We start from the raw sequence: 18,395 nt of genomic DNA, 5'->3' as shown, positions 1-18,395 counted from the left end.
AAATGGCTACCTTAGCGCAACGCCCCCGGCTCAGTCTGGAACGATTGTGCAGCCGTTGGTCAGTGCCCGGGCGCGCAGGGCCTCGAAGCGTTCGCGTAGCCACAGGTGCAATTGCTTCACGGCCGGTGTGAGTTGTTTGCGATGAGGGCAGACCAAGGTCAGCGGGGTAGGCTCGCCGAGCAATTCGGGCAGGACCATTTCCAGTTCACCGGCCGCGATGTTGGCGCTGACATCCAGCCACGACTTGTAGACGATACCTTCCCCCTGGATGGCCAGGCGGCGGATGACGTCGGCATCGTCACTGACCAGCGGCCCACGCACCTGCACGGTGCGATTACCCAGCTGCCACTTGTCGTACACCCGGCTGTGCTGCATGTACAGCAGGCAGGCATGCTGCTGCAGTGCGTCGGGGGTAAGCGGGCGGCCGTGACGGGCCAGGTAGTCGGGCGAGGCCACCAGCACGCGGCGGTTCCATTCGGCCAGTGGCAGGGCGATGTAGTTGGCATCCTGGTTGAGGCCATAGCGGATGGCCACATCCACAGGGTCGCGGTTGAGGTCGGCCATCTGGTCGGACAGGAAGAAGCGCAGTTGCAATGCCGGGTGGTCGCGGCGGAAAGCGCTGAGCCAGGGCAGCAGCATGTTGCGGCCCATGTCGGAAGGGGCCGACACCTGCAGGGTGCCGCGCAGGCTATTGGGGTTGCCATGCAGATCTTCATGGCCCTGGCGCAGGCTTTCCAGCACATTCAGCGCGGTTGGCAGGTAGCGCTCGCCCTCGGCGGTCAGGCGCAGGCTGCGGGTGGTGCGGGCGAACAGGCGTACATCCAGGTCGCGTTCCAGACGTTTGATCGCGGCAGCCACCTGGCCCGGCAGCAGGCCGGCTTCATGGGCGGCGGCAGTGAAGCTCCCCAGCACGCTGCTGCGGGCAAACAGTTCGAGGTCGGTGATGCGCAGCATTTTCATTCCAGGGATGAAAGTGTTGTTACATTGTGCCGCTTTTTCTTTTTTGCTGGAAAGATAAGATGCCCGGCACATCCACTGTTCACTCCGGAGTTGTCGCATGGATACCGTATCGCTGGCCAAGCGCCGTTACACCACCAAAGCTTACGATGCCTCACGCCGCATTCCCCAGGCCACCGTCGACGCCCTGCTCGAACAACTGCGCCACAGCCCGTCGTCGGTCAATTCCCAGCCCTGGCATTTCATCGTTGCCGACACGGCCGAAGGCAAGGCCCGCCTGGCCAAGAGCACTGCTGAGGGTTATGCCTACAACACGCAGAAGCTTCTCGATGCTTCGCATGTGATCGTGTTCTGCACCCGTACCGAGATGACTGAAGAACACCTGAACGCCGTGCTCGATCAAGAGGCCGCCGATGGCCGTTTCCGTGATGAGCAAGCGCGCGCCGGGCAAAACCAGAGCCGCCGCCACTACGTCAACCTGCACCGCTTCGACCAGAAGGATGTGCAGCACTGGATGGAAAAGCAGACCTACCTGGCGTTGGGAACTGCCTTGCTGGGTGCAGCGGCGCATGGGCTGGATGCCACGCCGATCGAGGGCTTCGACAGCAAGGTCCTCGATGCCGAACTGGGTTTGCGTGAGCGTGGCTTTACCAGTGTGGTGATCCTGAGCCTGGGTTACCGCAGTGAGGCGGACTTCAATGCCGGGCTGAGCAAGTCGCGGTTGCCGGCATCGAAAGTGTTCACCTTCCTGTGAGGTTTCCGGGGCCGCTGTGCGGCCCTGGCAACGCTGGCGGTTAATCTGGCAAAGCCCTGAAGTCGACCGCCCGATCAGGCAAACTGGCAATGCCCCGGCATATACCGCATACTTGTCGGCAAATGCCGAAAAGGAGCCTGCCATGCTTGCCGAAGTGCTTCGCGACAACGGTTACCACGAGTACCGGGCGCGCTTGCAGGCGCTGCTGGACATTCCCGAGCTTGCCAGCGACTTCGAAATTCACACCCGCATCACCGATGGTTTTGCCGCCACCTGGTTGGTAAAGCTGACCGAACGCGGTGTGCTCACGCCGGTGGAGCGCGACCAGATCATCCCGCTGCGCACCCTCAAATCCCGTATCGAGCGTGACCAACCGCTGACCGTGGATGAGAGCGATCGGCTGTTCCGCTCGGCCCACATCACCGCCATGGCCGAGGCCGTGTTTGGTGAAGCGGGCAAGGCCAAACGCTGGCTTTCCAAGCCCAAGGAGCGTTTCTCGGGGCTGACGCCGATGCAGATGCTCACCACCCAGCAAGGCACCACGCAGGTCGAAGAAATGCTGCTGCAGATTGCCGAGGGCTATGGCCTGTGATTTTGTGGCGAATCAGCGCCTATGCAGACTTGAGCGGTACGGGGGGCTTGCGTGTAAGTGGCCGCTGGCACCAGGCGGGTCGGCCGGTGGTGTATGCCGCCACCAGCCCTCCCGGGGCGATGCTGGAAGTGTTGGTGCACCTGGAGATCGACCCCGAGGATTTCCCGACCACCATGCGCTTGCTTCGCATCGAACTGCCCGACACGGTTTCCCAGGCGCAGTTGCCCGCTTTGCAGCCCGGCTGGTCTGCTCAGCCTGAGTTGACCCGTACGCTGGGCAATCGCTTTCTGGATGACGGTTCGGCATTGCTGCTGCCGGTGCCAAGCGCGATCATGCCCAGCACCACCAATTACCTGTTCAACCCACGGCACCCGCAGGCGCAGAGCGCGAAAATTCAGGTTGAGGATTTCACGCCGGACAGCCGCCTGTTCTAGGCTCTGTACGAATAGTCTTGAGACGCAGGTCAGGCAAGGCGAAAACAGCCGAGGTGGTCACCACAGTGCTGCCGATGCTGACGCCAGCACCCGGCCAAACACTTCGAGCGCCTTGTCCACGTCAGCCTCGGTGCTGAAACGGCCGATGCTCAAACGCACACTGTTGCGAGTCTGACACTCATCCAGCCCCAGTGCCAGCAGCACATGCGAGGCAGCGTTGCTCGCCGAGTTGCAGGCCGAGGTGGTCGACAAGGCCAGCTCGCCGGCCAGCGCCGCGCTGTTGAAGCCTTTGCTGTCGATGCACAGGTTCAAGGTATGGGGAATGCGTTGCTTGGCGCAGCCGTTCAAGGTAACGCCGGGCATGGCCAGCAGGCCTGTGCGCAGGCGTATTGCCAGTTGCTCGAGGCGCTGGTGTTCGCTGTCGCCAGGTTGGCCGGCCAAGGCAAAGGCGCTGCCCATGCCCGCTATCTGATGGGTCGCCAGGGTGCCGGAACGCAGGCCCTGCTCATGGCCGCCGCCGTGCATCTGCGCACGCATCAGCACGCGGGCGCGCGGCCCGACATACAGCGCGCCGATGCCTTTCGGCCCGTAGACCTTGTGCGCCGAAAAAGACATCAGGTCCACGGCCATCGTACGCAGGTCGATCGCCAGCTTGCCCACGGCCTGCGCGGCATCCACGTGCAGCAGGGCACCGTGGGCACGCACCTGCTCGCCGATCGCGGCAAAATCGGTGACCGTGCCCAGTTCGTTGTTGACCGCCATCAGCGATACCAGGCGGGTGTCAGCGCGCAATGCTGCCTGCACGCTCGCGGGCTGAATCAGGCCAGCGGCATCCGCTGCCAGGCGCGTAACGGCCCAGCCCTGGCGCTCCAGTTCGGCCACGGTGTCGAGCACGGCCTTGTGTTCCAGCTGGCTGGTGATCAGGTGCCCGGGCTGGCCGATGCCTTGGGCAATACCCTTGAGCGCCAGGTTGTTGGACTCGGTCGCGCCCGAGGTCCATACCAGGTGCTCGGCGTGCGCGCCGACGCACTCGGCGACTTGCTGGCGTGCCTGCTCCACGGCGTGACGTGCAGCCTGGCCGAAGGCGTGGCCGCTGGACGCCGGGTTGCCGAAGTTGGCCTGGTTACCCAGGCAGGCGAGCATGGTTTCGATAACCCGGTCGTCGACTGGGGTAGTGGCGGCATAATCGAAGTAGAGTGGGGCGCTAGGCATTGAGGGCGGGTCCGTGTCAGTGGCCGTGAAATCGGCGATCATTGACGTAAGCGTACCTGCCAGCAGCGGTGTTTTTTTCGTTTCCCTCAGGTCGATTCGCGATTGTTTTAGAAAAAAAATCTCTATCGAAGATCTTTCATGGAATTTTCTACTTTGCCTGGTGAGGGGCCATTAATGGCACCTCACCGGCACCTTTAGGCGTGCTCCAGAGCCTTTTCTTCCTCTGCCACCACGCGCTCGCACAATTCGGTGATCTGTTCGCGCATCCAGCGGTTGGCCGGGTCCTGGTCGGTGCTTTCATGCCAGTACAGGTGCGTTTCCAGCGCAGGGACCTCCACCGGCAGCGCCTGATAACGCAACTGATGGCGACGGGCGAAGCGCTCGGGGACCGTCATCGCCATGTCGGTCTGCTGCAACACCTGCGACGCCATCAGGTAGTGTTGCGAACGCAGGGCGACCTTGCGTTGAACACCCATCTTGCCCAGCGCCAGGTCGACGTAACCCAGGCCGTTGCGGCGGCTAGAGATATGGATGTGGGTCATGCCCAGGTAGCTGTCGAGGGTCAGCTTGCTGTCAGCCAGCGGGTGGCCCTGGCGCAGGGCGCAGACATAGCGGTCTTGCATCAGTTTGATGTGGCGCACCTGCGGGTCGGTGTTCAGTGGCGCGTCGATGGCAAAGTCCAGGCGGCCGGCCGCGAGTTCCTTGGTGGTCTCGCGGCGCTTGCACAGGAAGCTTTCGATCATGACTGCCGGCGCCAGGCGGCGCAGGCGCTGGAACAGCGGCGGCAAGATGACCGCCTCGGTCAGGTCGGTCATGCTGATGCGGAAGGTCTTGTTGGCCTGCTGCGGGTTGAACGTGCGGCTTTCCTGCACCGAAGTCCGCAGCAGCGCCAGCGCGTTGCGCACAGGGCCGATGATGTTCTGCGCCATGGGTGTGGGCACCATGCCTTGCGCGGTACGCACGAACAGCGGGTCATTGAAGGTTTCGCGCAGGCGCGACAGGGCATTGGACACTGCCGGCTGGGTAATGCCGACGATCTGCCCGGCGCGGGTCAGGTTGGCTTCGGTGTAGATCGCATCGAACACGATGAACAGGTTGAGGTCGACCTTGCTAAGGTTCATGGGCGCCGCTCTTTGTTGGAATTATCGGCCGATCATATATCGGTTATGAATGTTTATACACGCGGAAAATAGACTAGGTGGATGGAGCAATGCTGCTCTAGGCTCTGGCCCACGTACTCCGAACTGTGAAGGTAGCCCAGATGGATTTCGCCTATTCGCCCAAGGTCCAGGCACTGCGCGAGCGTGTCACTGCGTTCATGGACGCTTATGTCTACCCCGCCGAAGCCGTGTTCGAGCGCCAGGTCGCCGAGGGTGACCGCTGGCAGCCCACTGCAATCATGGAGGAGCTTAAAGCCAAGGCCCGCGCCGAAGGGTTGTGGAACCTGTTCTTGCCCGAGTCGGAATACGGCGCTGGCCTGAGCAACCTGGAGTACGCCCCGCTGGCAGAGATCATGGGCCGCTCGTTGCTCGGGCCGGAGCCGTTCAACTGCTCGGCGCCGGACACTGGCAACATGGAAGTGCTGGTGCGCTACGGCAGCGAGGCGCAAAAACGCCAGTGGCTGGAGCCGCTGCTGCGTGGCGAGATCCGGTCGGCGTTTGCCATGACCGAACCGGACGTGGCCTCCTCGGACGCCACCAACATGGCTGCTACCGCCATACGGGACGGTGACGAGTGGGTGATCAACGGCCGCAAGTGGTGGACTTCCGGCGCCTGCGACCCGCGCTGCAAGGTCATGATCTTCATGGGCCTGTCCGACCCTGAAGGGCCACGCCACCAGCAGCATTCCATGGTGCTGGTGCCGACCGACACGCCAGGCGTGAAGATCGTCCGCCCGCTGCCGGTGTTCGGTTATGACGATGCGCCCCATGGTCATGCCGAAGTCCTTTTCGAGCATGTGCGGGTGCCGTACGAAAACGTGATCCTTGGCGAAGGCCGCGGCTTCGAAATTGCCCAGGGCCGCCTGGGCCCTGGCCGTATTCACCACTGCATGCGCTCGATCGGCATGGCCGAGCGCGCACTGGAGCTGATGTGCAAGCGCTCGGTGGAGCGTACTGCTTTTGGTCGGCCACTGGCACGCCTGGGCGGCAACGTCGACAAGATCGCCGACTCGCGCATGGAAATCGACATGGCCCGGCTGCTGACGCTCAAAGCGGCCTACATGATGGACACCGTCGGCAACAAGGTGGCCCGTAGCGAGATCGCCCAGATCAAGGTGGTGGCGCCGAACGTGGCCTTGAACGTGATTGACCGGGCTATCCAGATACATGGCGGGGCAGGGGTAAGCGGCGATTTCCCGCTGGCCTACATGTATGCCATGCAGCGCACCCTGCGCCTGGCTGACGGGCCGGATGAAGTGCACAGGGCGGCGATTGGCAAATACGAGATTGGCAAGTATGTGCCGGTGGAGATGTTGCGTAGCGGGCGGTGAACGCGTCAGCCTGCGCCGGCCCATTCGCGGGTGAGCCCGCGCCTACACGGGCAGCACTCAGCTTGCCCGCGACGTGGCCAGTGCAATTGATTCACTCAGGCACCTAGTTGCGTGTCTTTTTCTCTCTTGGACGCGGGTTCTTGTCCAATGGCGTGCGGCTGGTGCCCATCCATACTGTCATCCTTTTTTTGCCCTCGCGTCTTGATCAACGAAATCACCACCCCACCCAGCAACAACCCGAATGTCACGCCCAACGACAGGAGCGCCGGCACCTTGCCCACCATGCCGTGGTAGAAAATCTTGCAGCCAATGAAGATCAACACCAGCGCCAGTGCGTACTTGAGGTAGACGAACCGGTGCATCAGCGCCGCCAGCGCGAAATACAGCGAGCGCAAGCCGAGGATGGCGAAGATGTTGGAGGTGTAGACGATGAACGGGTCCTGGGTGATGGCGAAGATCGCCGGCACGCTGTCGACGGCAAACACCAGGTCGGCCAGTTCGATCAGTACCAGTGCCAGAAACAGCGGGGTGGCATAACGCAGCGCCTTGCTGTGCCCGGCCGGGGTGTGGCGTACAAAGAAGTGCGAGCCATGGATCTGGTCGGTAACCCGCATGTGCCGCCGCACGAACTTGAGGATCGGGTTGTTGGCCAGGTCTGGGCGGCTGTCTTCCTTCGACAGCGCCATTTTCACCCCGGTAAACAGCAGGAAGGCACCGAAGATGTACAGCACCCAGGCAAAGTTCTGTACCAGCGCCGCGCCCACGCCGATCATGATGGCCCGCAGGAACACCACGCCCAGGATGCCCCAGAACAGCACGCGGTGCTGGTAGCGGCGGGGGATGGCGAAGTAGCTGAAGATCATCGCCATGACGAACACGTTGTCCATCGACAGCGACTGTTCGACCAGGAAACCGGTGTAGAACTCCAGTGCCGACTGCGCACCCAACTGGTACCAGACCCCCGCGCCGAACAGCACACCGACACTGAAATAGCCTGAATACAGCAGCAGGCTCTCGCGCATTTCAATTTCCCGGTCGTGGCGGTGCAGCACGCCCAGGTCGAGCACCAACAAACCGATGACGATGGCCATGAACACCAGCCACAACCAGGCGCTGGTACCGAGGACAGGTGTTGTGAGGAATGCTTGCAGAGCTGTCATGAGCCCCTCCTTGAATGTCGACGTTGCAAGGCAACAGTGATCCGACATGGCGGCTTGGCAGCCGTCAGAGGGGCCCGGTATCACATGGGCTTGAGCCTAGACCCGTTTGCCCGTGATGCCGAATGGGGAGCTGTTACATTTCTTTGCCAGTGCAGCGCTCAGGACCGCAATCCTTTGCTCAGCCCGTTCCCTTCTATTAAGTAACCTCGGTTATAGCCAAAACCAATCGAAAGCATGAGCTTTGCCAATGAGCCTTCAGCGGGATGATTAGTTAGGATTCTATCCATCAACTGATTCCAACCCCATGAAGGAGTGTCTCTCATGCCAATCATCAACAGCCAGGTCAAACCTTTCAACGCCACCGCCTACCACAAAGGCGAGTTCGTTCAGGTCAGCGAAGCCGATCTGAAAGGCAAGTGGTCTGTCGTGTTCTTCTACCCGGCCGACTTCACCTTCGTTTGCCCGACCGAGCTGGGTGACCTTGCTGACAACTACGCCGAGTTCCAGAAACTGGGCGTGGAAATCTACGGTGTTTCCACCGACACCCACTTCACTCACAAAGCCTGGCACGACACTTCGGACACCATCGGCAAGATCGAATACCCGCTGATCGGTGACCCGACTCACGTCATTTCGCGCAACTTCGACGTGCTGATCGAAGAAGCCGGCCTGGCCGACCGCGGTACCTTCGTGATCAACCCAGAAGGCCAGATCAAGATCGTCGAGCTGAACGACGGTGGTGTAGGCCGTGATGCTGCTGAACTGCTGCGTAAGGTCAAGGCTGCTCAGTACGTTGCCGCTCACCCTGGCGAAGTGTGCCCGGCCAAGTGGAAAGAAGGCGAAGCCACTCTGGCGCCGTCGCTGGACCTCGTAGGCAAGATCTAAGGTCATGCCCATAACGCGGGCGGTAAGCAGCCGCCAAAGCTGAAATACCTACCGCCCCGTCAAGCGCCCGGGCGACCTCGCCTGGGCGTTTTTGTATCCGAGTTTTGAAAAAGGAATCGCCCGTATGTTGGACGCCACGCTTAAATCGCAACTGAAAACCTACCTGGAGCGGGTCACCCAGCCGATCGAGATCGTTGCTTCCCTCGACGACGGCGCGAAGTCCCGCGAATTGCACGACCTGCTGGTGGAGATTGCCGGCCTGTCGAACCTCATTACCTTCAGCGCGGACGGTACCGATGCCCGTCGCCCTTCGTTCTCGCTGAACCGCCCGGGTGCCGATATCAGCCTGCGCTTCGCCGGCATCCCCATGGGTCACGAATTCACCTCGCTGGTGCTGGCACTGCTGCAAGTCGGTGGCCACCCGTCCAAGGCCAGTGCCGAAGTGATCGAGCAGATCCAGGCTCTGGAAGGTGAATTCAACTTCGAAACCTACTTCTCGCTGTCGTGCCAGAACTGCCCGGACGTCGTCCAGGCACTGAACCTGATGGCGGTACTCAACCCCAACGTGCGCCATGTTGCCATCGACGGTGCGCTGTTCCAGGACGAAGTGGAATCGCGCAAGATCATGGCGGTACCGAGTATCTACCTCAACGGTGAAGTGTTTGGTCAGGGCCGTATGGGCCTGGAAGAAATCATTGGCAAGATCGACACCAACGCTGGCGCCCGCCAGGCCGAGAAGATCAACGCCAAGGAAGCCTTTGACGTGCTGGTTGTCGGCGGTGGCCCCGCTGGCGCCGCGGCTGCCATCTACGCTGCCCGCAAGGGCATCCGCACCGGTGTTGCCGCCGAGCGCTTCGGCGGCCAGGTGCTGGACACTCTGGCCATCGAGAACTTCATCTCGGTGCAGGAAACCGAAGGGCCGAAGCTGGCCACGGCGCTGGAAGAGCACGTCAAACAGTACGACGTCGACATCATGAACCTGCAGCGCGGTGAAGCGCTGATTCCGGCCGCCGAGGGCGGTTTGCACGAAGTGCGCCTGGCGGGGGGCGCTTCGTTGAAGGCCAAGACCGTGATCCTGGCCACCGGCGCCCGCTGGCGCGAAATGAACGTGCCGGGTGAGCAAGAGTACCGTGGCCGCGGCGTGGCCTACTGCCCGCACTGTGACGGCCCGCTGTTCAAGGGCAAACGCGTGGCGGTGATTGGCGGCGGCAACTCGGGTGTGGAAGCGGCCATCGACCTGGCCGGTATCGTCGCCCAGGTGACGCTGATCGAGTTCGACAGCCAGTTGCGTGCCGATGCGGTGTTGCAACGCAAGCTGCGCAGCCTGCCGAACGTCAACGTGATCACCAGCGCGCTGACCACCGAGGTGCTGGGCAATGGCGAGAAGGTCACCGGCCTGCGCTACAAGGACCGCACCACGGATGAACAGCACGAGGTGGCACTGGAAGGCATCTTCGTGCAGATTGGCCTGTTGCCCAACACTGACTGGCTGAAGGGCACCGTCGAGCTGTCGCCGCGTGGCGAAATCATTGTCGACGCCAAGGGCCAGACCAGCATCCCGGGTGTGTTTGCAGCAGGTGACGTGACTACCGTGCCATACAAGCAGATCGTCATTGCGGTGGGTGAGGGGGCCAAGGCGTCGCTCGCGGCCTTTGACCACCTGATTCGGACTTCGGCACCGGCGTAAGCCTGTACGGCCCTTTCGCGGTTGAAGCCGCTCTCACAGGACTGCGCAGTTGTTGAAACTGTGAAGCTCCCCGTAGGAGCGGGTTTACCCGCGAAGAGGCCGGGCCTGCTGGCCAATCACCACCCGCCGTTCACCGTTGCTGCCGCTACCGTATTCGCGGGTAAACCCGCTCCTACATCGGATCGGTGGTGGACACATGTCGGTGGCCGGGCCTGCTGGCCAATCACCACCCGCCGTTCACCGTTGCTGCCGCTACCGTATTCGCGGGTAAACCCGCTCCTACATCGGATCGGTGGTGGACACATGTCGGTGGCCGGGCCTGCTGGCCAATCACCACCCGCCGTTCACCGTTGCTGCCGCTACCGTATTCGCGGGTAAACCCGCTCCTACATCGGATCGGTGGTGGACACATGTCGGTGGCCGGGCCTGCTGGCCAATCACCACCCGCCGTTCACCGTTGCTGCCGCTACCGTATTCGCGGGTAAACCCGCTCCTACACAGATCGGTGGTAGACACACATCGAGGGCTGGACACAGGCCGTCGTAGGAGCGGGTTTACCCGCGAAGAGGCCGGGCCTGCTGGCCAATCTCCACCCGCCGTTCACCGTTGCCACCGCCGCCGTATTCGCGGGTAAACCCGCTCCTACGCAGATTGGTGGCGGACACACATCGAGGGTTGGACACAGGACGCTGTAGGAGCGGGTTTACCCGCGAAAGGGCCGGTGCAAGCAAAGCAGGACCTGAAGGTGTCTATGCTTACTGCAGACCCCTCAGGAATCACACCCATGACCCTGATCAGCCGCGAACCCTGGTGGCTAGTCCCCCCAAAGCCCGGGCAGCAAGAGCAGGACCTGCACTGGGGCTACCTGGAAATCTACGCCGACGGTCGCGCTGTGTTCGTCGACCAGCGCCCCACTGACCGGGAGCTGGCCGAGCGCAAGAGCTGCCGCAATTTCCCCGACCCCGAGCCGTGACGGCTCAGCCTTCCAGCTCTGACAGGCGTGCTTCCAGCGCCGCAATGCGGGCTTCGAGGGCCTCGATGCGTTCTTCTGACACACTGCCGCCAGTGGTGCGCGCGCCGCCTTCCTGCTGCCGTGCAGCGAGAATCGCCTCGATTTCCGCCGGGTCGCCCAAGGCATGGGTGTAGCGGTCTTCACGCTGGCCGGCCTGGCGTGGCAGGTGCAAGGCCAGGTCCCGCGAGATCAGGCGCTCCAGCTGATGCTGGATCTGCTCGGTGTCGTCAAAGTCGTGCAGACGGTTGCTACGGGTCAGCAGTTCGTTGAGGGTTTGCGGGCCCCGCAGGAACATCAGGCCCATCAGCACCAACTGCGCTGGCACCAGCTCCAGTGCCTTGTCTACCCGATGTTCCCAGCGGTCGGCACGGCTGCCCATCTGCAGGCGGGTCATGCCCTGACCTTCGAGGGCGCGCAAGGCTTGGCCGACCTGGCCTTGGGTGAGGTTCATCACCGGCTCGCGGCTGGTCTTCTGGTTGCAGGCCAGGACCAGGGCATTGAGGGTCAGCGGGTAGCTTTCCGGGCTGGTGGCCTGCTTTTCGATCAGCGAGCCGAGAACGCGGATCTCGATGCTGTTGAAGCGGCCTTCACCTGCGGTTTCGTGTTCTGACATGGCCCTGTCTCGTGGCTGGGGAAAGGCCACTAGGGTAGGTAATGCCATCGCGTAAGGCAATTGGGGCCGCAAAGCGGCCCCGGCCCTCTTAGCCGTTGCGCTGCTCTTGAGCCTGGCATGCCGCGGCAGTGAACAGCACATCGGTCGAAGAATTCAGCGCCGTTTCGGCCGAATCCTGCAACACGCCGATGATGAAGCCCACCGCAACCACCTGCATGGCAATTTCGCTTGGGATGCCAAACAGGCTGCACGCCAGCGGAATCAGCAGCAGCGAACCCCCGGCCACGCCCGAGGCGCCGCAGGCGCACACTGCCGCCACCACGCTGAGCAGCACAGCAGTCGGCAGGTCCACCTGGATACCCAGGGTATGCACTGCGGCCAGGGTCAGCACGGTAATGGTGATCGCCGCACCGGCCATGTTGATGGTCGCGCCCAGCGGGATCGACACCGAGTAGGTGTCTTCATGCAGGCCAAGGCGTTCCGACAACGCCAGGTTCACCGGGATGTTGGCGGCCGAGCTGCGGGTGAAGAACGCGGTAATACCGCTTTCACGCAGGCACAGCAGCGTCAGCGGGTAGGGGTTGCGGCGGATCTTCCAGAACACGATCAGTGGGTTCATCACCAACGCCACGAACAGCATGCAGCCGATCAGTACCGCCAACAGGTGCAGGTAGCCGAGCAGCGCGTCCAGGCCCGACTGGGCCAGGGTGGAACTGACCAGGCCAAAGATGCCCAGCGGGGCGAAGCGGATGACCACGCGCACGATCAGGGTTACACCCGTGGACAGGTCTTCGACCACGGTACGGGTGGTTTCGCCGGCGTGGCGCAGGGCCACACCCAAGCCGATGGCCCACGTCAGCACGCCGATGAAGTTGGCATTGAGCAGGGCATTGACCGGGTTGTCTACCGCACTCAGCAGCAGGTTCTGCAGCACCTCGGTGATGCCGCCTGGCGCGCTCAGCGTCGCTTCGCTGGTGCTTAGTGCCAGGTGCGACGGGAACAGCATGCTGGCAACCACGGCCACCACTGCTGCGGCAAAGGTGCCCAGCAGGTACAGCCAGAGGATCGGGCGAATGTGGGTTTCCTGGCCGTGACGATGGTTGGCGACCGAAGCCATGACCAGGATGAACACCAGCACGGGCGCAACCGCCTTCAGGGCGCTGACAAACACCTTGCCAAGAAAGGCCAGGTCGCGGGCGATGGCAGGTGCCAGCAGGGCGAGGGCGATGCCGGCGAGCAGGCCGATGACGATCTGAGTCACCAGGCTGGTGCGGTTGAGGAAGCGGAGGAGAGGGGTCATGTGCAGCGGTATCTCGGAATCTGGAAAAGGCGGACTTTACCATAGAGCACCTGGTGGGCACGGCGCGCCTTGTTGGTAGTCAATCAGGCTTGGATGGCTACCAGTGAAACAACTCTCGCCGCGCCCCCTCGGTAATCGCCACGATCCCTGGGTGCTTGACCTTGCGCTCCACCGAAATGGCATAGAACGATTCGTGCACGGCCTCGGTCTGCCCGATCAGTTGCACGCCATACTGACGGCACACCTCCTCGGCGATTACGCTGGGCGCAACGAAAATGCCGCTGCCCGACTGCCCGAACGCTTGCATCAAGGCACTGTCATCGAACTCCCCCACGATCCGTGGCTGCACCTGCTGCTCGCCCAGCCACCGCAGCAAGCGGCTGCGCACCACGGTCTCCTGGCCGGGAACCAGCAGCGGAGCATCCTGCAGGCAAGCTGGAAAAGGACCTTCAAGCCGTTGTGCCAGCGCCGGGGTGGCGAAGAAGCTCAGCCCGCACTCGCCCAGCTTTTGGCTGTAGCACTTGATGTCCAGGTGGTTAGGCATGGGGCTGTCGGATATCACCAGGTCCAGGCGCTGGATAGCCAGGTCTGCCAGTAACCGCTCAAGTTTGTCTTCGCGGCAGTTGATGCGCAGCACCTCTTCCAGGTCCATGGTCGGTGCCAGCAGGCGGTAGACAATGGATTTGGGCACTACGTCAGCCACCCCCACACGAAACAGGATCTGCTCCTGAGGGCCGGCACGCAGCATGGCTTCAAGCTCGCTGCCGATCTGAAACATCTGCTCTGCATACACCAGGGCCTGACGGCCGGTTTCTGTCAGTTCCAGCTGCCGGCCGGCGCGCTGGAACAGTTCCAGGCCGTAGGTTTGCTCGAACAGGGTGATCTGCCCGCTAATGGTTTGTGGTGTGAGGTTCAGCTGTTGGCTGGCGCGGGTGATGCTGCCCGTCTTGGCCACGGCCCAGAAGTAATGCAGCTGGCGATAGTTAAGCACCGTCGGTCGTCCCGATTCGTAAAAATCGAAGTATATGCCATGAAAATACGAATTTTCCTGAACTATTGCCGTCTCTAGAATGCACGGCTATCAGGCGCCATGCGCCGCCGGGTTATTTCAAGCGAGGACACCATGCTGCAACTCAAATCCATTGGCACCCCATTGGTGCTGGCTTTGGCCCTGTTCACCCTGGCAGGCTGCGACCAGGCCGAGAAATCCGCCCAGCAGATGCTTGACCAGGCCGCGCAGTCGGCCAAGCAGGCCATCGACGACACCAACAAGGCTGCCCAGCAGGCGCTGAGCGAAGCCATCGGCGGCGAAGGGCAGAAGCCCAAGGATGCCGAGAAGAAAGAAGAAACCCAGGAAATCTGACCCCAACCGCTGCTGCAGGATTTGAACAATGGAATATTTGCTGGAACTCGCCGCTAGCCCTACCGCCTGGGTTGCCCTGGCTACGCTGGTGGCCATGGAAGTTGTGCTGGGCATCGACAACCTGATCTTCATCTCGATCCTGACCAACAAACTGCCGGTGGAGTACCGCTCCAAGGCGCGGCGTATCGGTATCAGCATGGCCTTGGTCATGCGGCTGGCCTTGCTCAGCACCGTGGCCTGGATCGTCCAGTTGACCGACCCGGTGTTCGAAGTGTTCGGCAACGCCTTCTCGTGGAAGGATGTGATTCTGATTGCCGGTGGTTTGTTCTTGCTGTGGAAGGCGACCAAGGAAATTCACGAAAACGTCGACCCGCATGGCGCCAAGGAGGAAGCCAAAGTCTCCTCCACGGTGACCCTGGGCTTTGCTGCGGCGATCTTCCAGATCCTGCTGCTGGACATCGTCTTCTCGGTCGACAGCATCATCACCGCCGTGGGCATGACCGAGCACCTGCCCATCATGATTATCGCCGTTATCACGGCTGTGATCGTGATGATGGTGGCCGCCGACCCGCTGGCCAACTTCATCAACGACAACCCGACCGTGGTCATGCTGGCGCTGGGCTTCCTCATCATGATCGGCATGACGCTGATCGCCGAAGGCTTTGGCGCCCATGTACCCAAGGGCTATGTGTATGCGGCCATGGCGTTCTCGACGGCTATCGAGGTCCTCAACATCCTGGCCCGCCGAGCGCGTCTGAAGCGTGAGGCGGCTGAAGGTTGATGTAAAAAGGGGCGCCTCGCGCCCCTCTTGCGGACAAGCCCGCTGCATAGGTATTCGCGTGGCACTGGCAACGCGAATACCTGTGCAGCGGGCTTGTCAGTCAGTGGGCTTCGGGAAATCCTGAGGTTAGCTCACCCCGGCATGCCGCCGCGCCCGTCTTGCTGGCTGTGGCTTGGATGGTGCCTGTGGGGGCAGGTGGTGATGGTGTGCGTGACGCCGCACGATACGCAGAACACCCCACAGCATGGCGGCTGCGACGCTCAGCCACATGCCTACCAGCATGAGAATTGCCATGGTCAGGCTCATCTGTGCCTCCATCTCTGCGGCAAGCGCTTGATTGGCCCGCGTTTACCTTCCAGACACTGCTTTAGTCTAGCCCTTCGTCCGTGACGTTCCATCGAACAATGGTCTATCTCTAGGGCCGATTCGCTCCAAGGCGCTGTCGGACTATACCCGCGCCGCTGTCGGACCTATGATCGGTGGCCAGAGCCGGGCGCTGCCTGCCTGGCGTTGGAACAAGCGAGTGTCCATGGAGCAACATTCCTTCAAGGCTGCCCCCCGGCGGCTACTGGCTGCCTGCCTGCTGGCTGCCACCCTGGCCGGCTGCGCCAGCGCACCGCCCGGCAACCTCAAGGGCCTGCCGCAGCGAGTCGAGATCAGCAGCGTGCCGTTCTACCGTGGCAACGCCAACCACAGCGGGGCCATGGCGCTGGCGGCAGTGCTGTCGCAGCAGGGGGCGCCTATTACGCCGGGCTTGCTGGATAAGCCGCTCAACCTGCCTCAGGGCGCCGAAACGCTGGATACCGCTATTCCCCGTGTGGCGCGGGACTACGGTAGGGTGGTGTACCCGCTGGACAAGCAACTGGACGCGCTGCTGACCCAGGTGGCAGCGGGCAACCCGGTGCTGCTGCGTTACGAGGACGGTTCGGCCTGGTGGAGCGAGCCGCGCTATGCGGTGTTGATGGGCTATGACCGTTACAAGCAGCGGGTGCTGCTGCGCTCGGGCATGCACCGGCGGCAGGTGATGGCATTCGATGAATTTGCATCGGCATGGGAGAAGCAGGGGAGTTGGGCGGTGCTGGTGCAGCCACCTCGGCAACTGCCGGCCCAGGTTGATCGCCAGCGGTGGTTGCATGCTGCGGATGAATTGGCCAAGGCCGGGCAAGAGATTGCGGCGAAGCAGGCGGTCAATAGCCTGAACGAATAGCGTTGCCTGTGCCGGCTTCTTCGCCGGCAAGCCCGCGCCCACAGGATTTGTGCTTATTGCACAGTCCGTGTGGGCGCAGGTTTGCCGGCGAAGAGGCCAGGCCTGCCTGAATCAGAAGCCCAGGCGATCGCGCAGGCTGTAGTACCAGGCACCGATGGCGCTGAAGGGGACGCGCAGCATCTGGCCACCTGGGAACGGGTAGTGCGGCAGGCCGGCAAAGGCGTCGAAACGCTCTGCCTGGCCGCGCAGGGCCTCGGCCAGCACCTTGCCCGCCAGGTGGGTATAGGTCACGCCGTGGCCCGAGCAACCCTGCGAGTAGTAGATGTTGTCGCCAATCCGGCCAACCTGTGGCAGGCGCGACAAGGTCAGCAGGAAGTTACCGGTCCAGGCGTAGTCGATCTTCACGTTCTTCAGCTGCGGGAAGGCCTTGAGCATTTTCGGGCGGATGATCGCCTCGATGTTGGCCGGGTCACGCGCGCCGTACACCACGCCGCCACCGAAAATCAGGCGCTTGTCGCTGGTCAGGCGGTAGTAGTCGAGCAGGTAGTTGCAGTCCTCGACGCAGTAGTCCTGCGGCAGCAGGGTGCGTGCCAGTTCTTCGCCCAGTGGCTCGGTGGTGATCACCTGCGTGCCGCATGGCATGGACTTGGCGGCCAGCTCGGGTACCAGGTTGCCCAGGTAGGCGTTGCCGGCAACGATGATGAACTTGGCGCGGACCTTGCCCTGCGGGGTATGCACGACCGGGTTGGCACCACGTTCGATGCGCACGGCCGGGGTTTGCTCATAGATGATGCCACCCAGCGACTCGACCGCGGCAGCTTCACCCAGGGCCAGGTTCAGCGGGTGGATGTGGCCGCCGCTCATGTCGAGCATGCCGCCGATGTAGCTGTCGCAGGCAACCACTTCGCGGATGCGCTTCTGGTCCATCAGCTCCAGCTGATTATGGCCAAAGCGTTCCCACAGGCGCTTTTGCGATTCCAGGTGACCCATCTGCTTGCTGGTAAGGGCAGCGAATACGCCACCATCTTTCAGGTCGCACTGAATGTTGTACTTGGCCACGCGTTCACGAATGATGCGCCCGCCCTCGAAGGCCATGTGGCCCAGCAGTTGTGCCTGCTTGGGGCCGACGGTGCGTTCGATGACATCAATGTCGCGGCTGTAGCTGTTGACGATCTGGCCGCCGTTGCGGCCCGATGCGCCGAAGCCGACCTTGGCCGCTTCGACGATGCTCACCTTGAAGCCGTTCTCCAGAAGGAACAGGGCGCTGGACAGGCCGGTGTAGCCGGCACCGATGATGCATACATCGGTTTCCACCTCACCCTGCAGCGCCGGACGTGGCGGCACCGGGTTGGCCGAGGCGGCGTAGTAGGACTGGGGGTAGGGGGTGTTAGCCATGCTGCAGGAACCTCGTGTTTTATATTTTTAACGAATGTACCGATGCTATCAATAATAATAAACACCCGCTAGTCGTCTGGTGAAAATCCTTTACGGGGCCCCCTCAGTCAGCCTCTCTATAAAGAGTTTAAGATTCAGTAGGTTAGCGCGAAAAAAAGTGTTGACAGGGTTTTTGTAATGCGTAGAATGCGCACCACACGACAGGCACATAGCTCAGTTGGTTAGAGCACCACCTTGACATGGTGGGGGTCGTTGGTTCGAGTCCAATTGTGCCTACCAAATCGAAAAAGGGGTGATCCGAAAGGGTCACCCCTTTTTTCATTGTCCATTGCCGCGCGAGCGGGAATACCGCGGCATGGACGCAAAGCGCTTTCATTCGAAAGTTTTTGATTTTTCTCAAAAAAAGCTTTACAGGTACGCATCGGGCCACTAATATGCGCACCACACGACAGGCACATAGCTCAGTTGGTTAGAGCACCACCTTGACATGGTGGGGGTCGTTGGTTCGAGTCCAATTGTGCCTACCAAATCGAAAAAGGGCGATCAGAAATG

Annotated in this window: 19 protein-coding genes and 2 tRNA genes; 12 read left to right on the top strand and 9 right to left on the bottom strand. The window is 61.9% G+C overall.

The window, feature by feature from the left end; all coding sequences use genetic code 11:
* Positions 1-30 precede the first annotated feature (30 nt).
* Complete coding sequence (locus tag ACZ889_RS21790) at positions 31-954, bottom strand: LysR family transcriptional regulator (RefSeq protein WP_064614214.1); 924 nt, start codon at positions 952-954, stop codon at positions 31-33.
* Between the two features lie 103 nt (positions 955-1,057).
* On the opposite strand from ACZ889_RS21790, the gene nfsB reads away from it, so the two are divergent.
* The 3 genes from nfsB (at position 1,058) to ACZ889_RS21775 (ending at position 2,737) form a co-directional block, all read left to right on the top strand.
* On the top strand, positions 1,058-1,711 hold the full coding sequence (nfsB, locus tag ACZ889_RS21785) for an oxygen-insensitive NAD(P)H nitroreductase (protein WP_003250523.1): 654 nt from the start codon (positions 1,058-1,060) through the stop codon (positions 1,709-1,711).
* Positions 1,712-1,853: 142 nt separating this feature from the next.
* Complete coding sequence (locus tag ACZ889_RS21780) at positions 1,854-2,303, top strand: antitoxin Xre/MbcA/ParS toxin-binding domain-containing protein (RefSeq protein WP_003250525.1); 450 nt, start codon at positions 1,854-1,856, stop codon at positions 2,301-2,303.
* Positions 2,300-2,737, top strand: coding sequence for an RES family NAD+ phosphorylase (locus ACZ889_RS21775; RefSeq protein WP_012052908.1), 438 nt, complete (start codon positions 2,300-2,302; stop codon positions 2,735-2,737). The genes ACZ889_RS21780 and ACZ889_RS21775 overlap by 4 nt, the downstream gene beginning before the upstream one ends.
* A 57-nt stretch (positions 2,738-2,794) precedes the next feature.
* On the opposite strand, the gene ACZ889_RS21770 is transcribed toward ACZ889_RS21775, so the two are convergent.
* Positions 2,795-3,949, bottom strand: a complete 1,155-nt coding sequence (locus ACZ889_RS21770; protein ID WP_476257802.1) for a cysteine desulfurase family protein — start codon at positions 3,947-3,949, stop codon at positions 2,795-2,797.
* A 194-nt stretch (positions 3,950-4,143) separates the two neighbouring features.
* Positions 4,144-5,070 carry a LysR family transcriptional regulator gene (locus tag ACZ889_RS21765; protein WP_010953387.1) on the bottom strand — a complete coding sequence of 309 codons (927 nt, stop codon included), beginning with the start codon at positions 5,068-5,070 and terminating at the stop codon, positions 4,144-4,146.
* Positions 5,071-5,210: 140 nt separating this feature from the next.
* On the opposite strand from ACZ889_RS21765, the gene ACZ889_RS21760 reads away from it, so the two are divergent.
* Complete coding sequence (locus ACZ889_RS21760) at positions 5,211-6,440, top strand: acyl-CoA dehydrogenase (RefSeq protein ID WP_180689633.1); 1,230 nt, start codon at positions 5,211-5,213, stop codon at positions 6,438-6,440.
* Positions 6,441-6,535: 95 nt separating this feature from the next.
* Here the strand turns inward: ACZ889_RS21760 and ACZ889_RS21755 are convergent, their stop codons facing one another.
* Entirely contained in the window at positions 6,536-7,600 is a 1,065-nt protein-coding gene (locus tag ACZ889_RS21755) for a TerC family protein (protein ID WP_041167238.1), read from the bottom strand.
* Positions 7,601-7,921: 321 nt separating this feature from the next.
* Here ACZ889_RS21755 and ahpC point away from each other — a divergent pair, with 321 nt between their 5' ends.
* From ahpC to ACZ889_RS21740, 3 genes are all read left to right on the top strand, one after another.
* A complete protein-coding gene (gene ahpC, locus ACZ889_RS21750; protein ID WP_003250537.1) occupies positions 7,922-8,485 on the top strand; it encodes an alkyl hydroperoxide reductase subunit C in 564 nt (187 codons plus the stop codon).
* A 124-nt stretch (positions 8,486-8,609) separates the two neighbouring features.
* The gene (gene ahpF, locus ACZ889_RS21745; RefSeq protein ID WP_014591572.1) at positions 8,610-10,172 is read left to right on the top strand and encodes an alkyl hydroperoxide reductase subunit F; all 1,563 of its coding nucleotides are present in this window, start codon (positions 8,610-8,612) and stop codon (positions 10,170-10,172) included.
* Between the two features lie 784 nt (positions 10,173-10,956).
* Complete coding sequence (locus tag ACZ889_RS21740) at positions 10,957-11,145, top strand: hypothetical protein (RefSeq protein WP_003250541.1); 189 nt, start codon at positions 10,957-10,959, stop codon at positions 11,143-11,145.
* Between the two features lie 4 nt (positions 11,146-11,149).
* On the opposite strand, the gene ACZ889_RS21735 is transcribed toward ACZ889_RS21740, so the two are convergent.
* The 3 genes from ACZ889_RS21735 to nhaR all read right to left on the bottom strand — a co-directional run bounded on the left by ACZ889_RS21735 (position 11,150) and on the right by nhaR (position 14,088).
* On the bottom strand, positions 11,150-11,797 hold the full coding sequence (locus ACZ889_RS21735) for a YceH family protein (RefSeq protein WP_180689634.1): 648 nt from the start codon (positions 11,795-11,797) through the stop codon (positions 11,150-11,152).
* Between the two features lie 88 nt (positions 11,798-11,885).
* Positions 11,886-13,097: a serine/threonine transporter SstT gene (sstT, locus tag ACZ889_RS21730; RefSeq protein WP_180689635.1), complete on the bottom strand. Its 1,212-nt coding sequence runs from the start codon at positions 13,095-13,097 to the stop codon at positions 11,886-11,888.
* Between the two features lie 97 nt (positions 13,098-13,194).
* Positions 13,195-14,088 (bottom strand): transcriptional activator NhaR, encoded by an 894-nt coding sequence (gene nhaR / locus ACZ889_RS21725; protein WP_003250547.1) that lies wholly within the window; start codon positions 14,086-14,088, stop codon positions 13,195-13,197.
* Positions 14,089-14,220: 132 nt separating this feature from the next.
* On the opposite strand from nhaR, the gene ACZ889_RS21720 reads away from it, so the two are divergent.
* Together ACZ889_RS21720 and ACZ889_RS21715 are read left to right on the top strand one after the other, a co-directional pair.
* Positions 14,221-14,460 carry a hypothetical protein gene (locus tag ACZ889_RS21720; RefSeq protein WP_003250549.1) on the top strand — a complete coding sequence of 80 codons (240 nt, stop codon included), beginning with the start codon at positions 14,221-14,223 and terminating at the stop codon, positions 14,458-14,460.
* A gap of 28 nt (positions 14,461-14,488) precedes the next feature.
* Positions 14,489-15,241 (top strand): TerC family protein, encoded by a 753-nt coding sequence (locus ACZ889_RS21715; RefSeq protein WP_003250551.1) that lies wholly within the window; start codon positions 14,489-14,491, stop codon positions 15,239-15,241.
* A gap of 126 nt (positions 15,242-15,367) precedes the next feature.
* On the opposite strand, the gene ACZ889_RS21710 is transcribed toward ACZ889_RS21715, so the two are convergent.
* On the bottom strand, positions 15,368-15,547 hold the full coding sequence (locus ACZ889_RS21710; protein WP_476257801.1) for a hypothetical protein: 180 nt from the start codon (positions 15,545-15,547) through the stop codon (positions 15,368-15,370).
* Positions 15,548-15,713: 166 nt separating this feature from the next.
* Here ACZ889_RS21710 and ACZ889_RS21705 point away from each other — a divergent pair, with 166 nt between their 5' ends.
* Positions 15,714-16,448, top strand: coding sequence for a peptidase C39 family protein (locus ACZ889_RS21705; protein ID WP_003250555.1), 735 nt, complete (start codon positions 15,714-15,716; stop codon positions 16,446-16,448).
* 111 nt (positions 16,449-16,559) lie between these two features.
* On the opposite strand, the gene ACZ889_RS21700 is transcribed toward ACZ889_RS21705, so the two are convergent.
* Positions 16,560-17,843, bottom strand: coding sequence for an NAD(P)/FAD-dependent oxidoreductase (locus ACZ889_RS21700; protein ID WP_003250557.1), 1,284 nt, complete (start codon positions 17,841-17,843; stop codon positions 16,560-16,562).
* A gap of 202 nt (positions 17,844-18,045) precedes the next feature.
* Between ACZ889_RS21700 and ACZ889_RS21695 the strand changes: the two genes are divergently transcribed.
* A tRNA-Val gene (locus tag ACZ889_RS21695) sits at positions 18,046-18,122 on the top strand.
* A gap of 171 nt (positions 18,123-18,293) precedes the next feature.
* Positions 18,294-18,370: transfer RNA gene (locus tag ACZ889_RS21690), tRNA-Val, on the top strand.
* Positions 18,371-18,395: the final 25 nt, after the last annotated feature.

Source organism: Pseudomonas sp. TE3895, from assembly GCF_056278855.1.
This window is presented reverse-complemented; position numbering and strand designations above follow the sequence as displayed.